This is a genomic window from Leptolyngbya cf. ectocarpi LEGE 11479, from assembly GCF_015207065.1.
GTDB lineage: Bacteria > Cyanobacteriota > Cyanobacteriia > Phormidesmidales > Phormidesmidaceae > Leptothoe > Leptothoe ectocarpi.
Genome location: NZ_JADEXP010000505.1, coordinates 1 through 3,263 on the forward strand (window position 1 = coordinate 1; position 3,263 = coordinate 3,263).

The following is a 3,263-nucleotide window of genomic DNA, read 5'->3' on the forward strand; positions in this document are numbered from 1 at the left end:
GGGGGATAGTCGTATTCCTGGTGTTTTGACAAAGGACTTTACCTATACGCTTTAGAGGCTTTTTAATACTCTAATTGCCCCCATTCCCCATTCCCCATTTCCCATTTTTCACAGCACCCCCCTAATCTCGCCAAATCGCTTAAAAGGCCAGTAGACTAAACCCGTTACACTAAACAAAATGTACGGTATTGCCACTTTATGGCCAAAGAACCTGGGGCCGAAACATCAATAAACCCATCGCAGCGGTTAACTATTCCCATTGGCAGTGTTTTGCTCTTGATAGCCGCTGTTCCTCTGCTGGTCCTACTCTGGCAGCTCAAAAGCTTATTGCTGCTGGTAATGATTTCGGTGGTATTGGCTTGTACCATTGCCCCAGTGGTGGATTGGGCCGAGCGGTATCATGTTCCCCGTTGGCTTGGTGTCATTTTGGTCTATCTGACTCTAATTGGGGGCTTGGTGTTGTTAGGGTTGCTCATTGGCCCAACGGTATTTGAACAGTTAGAGCGCATCATTCGCCGTCTTCCAGTTTCTTTGCGGGGGTTGCTCAATGAGGCTGATGCTTGGATAACGGCCTTTACCGATACGCGCTCATTTACAACCAATGAACTGTTTACCCAACTGATCGATGTGCAGAGCCTGATTAGTTGGACGGTTAAGTCAAGCCAACAGCTGCTGATCCGTTCCTATGGAGTGACCACCGGGATTTTGGGTGGGGTGTTTAGTCTAGTACTGGCTTTATTTGTGTCTGGCTATATGGTGGCTGACAGCCGTACCCTGGTCAAAAATCTGACGCGATTACTGCCGAGTCCTTGGGATGGGCGTATTTTAGAGCAGATTCCTCCGATGGGAGCGCGGATCGGGGGCTATTTGCGAGGGCGGTTTGTTGTATCGGCGCTGCTATCTGTCGCTACCAGTGTGGGTCTAAGTTTACTTGGGCTCAAGGATTTGGCGGTGGGTTTGGGGGCCATTGCCGGTGTGACCAACTTAATTCCATTTTTAGGACCAATTTTGGGGGCTGTTCCAGCTCTGCTAGTAGCTATTCCCCAGGGAGGATGGACGTTCCTATGGGTGCTGCTGCTGTATGTCGTGGCTCAAAATCTTGAAACCTATGTGCTCGACCCCTTACTGGTGGGGTCTTCGGTGGGGGTACACCCGCTCTATCAGCTACTGGCCGTTTTGGGGGGGGCACAGGTGCTAGGGATTATCGGCGCGTTAATTGTGCCACCCTGGATTGCCGGGGGGGCGGTGCTGCTTGAAAATCTATATTTACGTCCTAAATTGACGATGGAACGTCGGCAACGCAGTAAAGCAATACCAGAATTGGCTGGTTTTCAAGCGGATAGCTAACGTCATCCGATGTAGGTAATGTCGGACGGTATGGTAATTCCCTGGGGAAAATCAATTGTCAGCTCCTGATAAAGCACGGCTAGTTAAGTTGATTTTTTACGCTACGGCTTCCTATTGATCGGTCTGGCTAGCGATATATGACTGCTAATATTGAAATTTTTATGACCCTCGGGGTGACGGCTGTTGCCCTGGTGCTGTTTGTGGTGGAGTGGTTGCCTGCTGATATCACGGCCTTTGGGGTGATGGTGGCGTTGATGGTTTTGGGCTTGGTAACGCCCCAAGAAGGCATTGCAGGATTTAGTAATTCAGCCACGATTACGGTCATGGCGATGTTTATTTTGAGTGCGGGTATCGCTCGCACCGGGGCATTGCAAAAAGCGAGCGGCTGGCTGACGCGATGGGGTGGGAAAACCTGTCGGCGTCAGATTTTTGTCCTGGGTCTGATCGTGGGACCTGTCTCTGGGGTGATCAATAATACGGCGGTTGTGTCTGTATTTTTGCCGATTATTGAGGATTTTTGTCAGCAGCATCGCCTGTCGCCATCCAAGCTGCTGATGCCCCTATCCTTTGCCACAATTTTGGGCGGCATGCTGACGGTGGTGGGGACTTCAACCAGTGTGTTGGCCAGCGGTCTGTCAAGTCAGCTGGGCTATGGCAACTTTTCGCTGTTTCAATTTGTGGCGTTAGGGGCTGCGATATTTGTGGTGGGGCTGTCATATCTCACGCTCATCGCTCCTATGCTGCTGCCCAATCGGGATACGGGTGAGACCAACTTGAGTCAGGAGTATGGCCTCAAGGATTATGTCAGTGAAGTGGTGATTACGCCCCGCTCTAGTTTGGTGGGGCAGACCTTGCAGTCTAGCCAACTGCAGCGTCGCTTTGATTTGGATGTTCTAGAGCTAATCCGCAATGGCAATCACTTTCCCCAACCTCTGGGGGATAAATCCCTGTGTGCGGGGGATATTTTGTTGGTGCGCGGGGGTCGTCACGATCTGCTCAAAATCCGGGATGGTGAAGGTATTGAGATTTTGCCGGATGTACAGTTTGGGCAAAAATCCTGGCAGGCGGATCTAAGCTCCGGTCAAGAAGGTGTGGCGGAGGTGCTGGTGATTGCCAACTCAAATTTAGTTGGGTCTACGCTTAAGGATCTGCGGTTTCGCCAGCGCTACAACGTGACGGTGCTGGCGATTCGCCGGGGGCAGGATCTGGTGCGCGATCGCATGGGAAAACTCACCCTCAAGTTTGGTGATTTGCTGCTGGTGCAGGGGCCAAAGCAAAGTTTGCTGGGATTACAAACTAGCCGCGATCTGCTGGTGCTTGAACAGCGCGATCTCGAAACGCTGCGGTCTGATCGGGCTAATCTGGCCATCGGGATTGGGGTGGGGGTGGTTGCGATCGCGGCCCTCACACCCCTTAATATTTTGGTGTCATCCCTAGCCGGTGTGATGCTAATGATCCTGACCGGCTGTCTCAAGCCTGGAGAACTGTATCAGGCCGTGCGATGGGATGTTATTTTTCTGCTGGCCTGTTTAATTCCATTGGGTACTGCCATGGAAAGCTCTGGGGCAACGGCTTTGCTAGCCCAACAGCTGGTGGCGGTGGGCAGAAATCTACCAGGGTATGGCTTACTGAGCATGTTGTATGTGCTGACAACGCTGCTCTCTAGCGTTTTGTCCAACAGTGCTGCGGTGATTTTACTGTTGCCCGTTGGCTTAAAAGTGGCCACCGAGCTAGGGCTAGATGTCTTTACGGTCATGTTTGTGGTTACCTTTGCGGCCTCCAACAGTTTTATGACCCCCATTGGCTACCAAACCAACACCATGGTTTATACCGCTGGTGGCTATCGATTTTTAGATTTTGTTAAAGTGGGAGGCCCGCTCAGTTTGCTATTGGCAATTGTGACGCCTCCCTTAGCC

General features: G+C 51.5%; 2 protein-coding genes. Both read left to right on the forward strand.

Features of this window, described 5'->3' with window-relative positions; all coding sequences use genetic code 11:
• Positions 1 to 198 precede the first annotated feature (198 nt).
• Positions 199 to 1,347 carry an AI-2E family transporter gene (locus tag IQ260_RS29080; RefSeq protein ID WP_193996553.1) on the forward strand — a complete coding sequence of 383 codons (1,149 nt, stop codon included), beginning with the start codon at positions 199 to 201 and terminating at the stop codon, positions 1,345 to 1,347.
• Positions 1,348 to 1,484: 137 nt separating this feature from the next.
• On the forward strand, positions 1,485 to 3,263 hold a 1,779-nt coding region (locus IQ260_RS29085), incomplete at its 3' end, for an SLC13 family permease (RefSeq protein ID WP_193996554.1).

What these genes read in the sequence shown, in the direction of transcription:
- IQ260_RS29080 (WP_193996553.1), top strand. Translation starts at nt 199, where the DNA reads ATGGCCAAAGAACCTGGGGCCGAAACATCAATAAACCCATCGCAGCGG.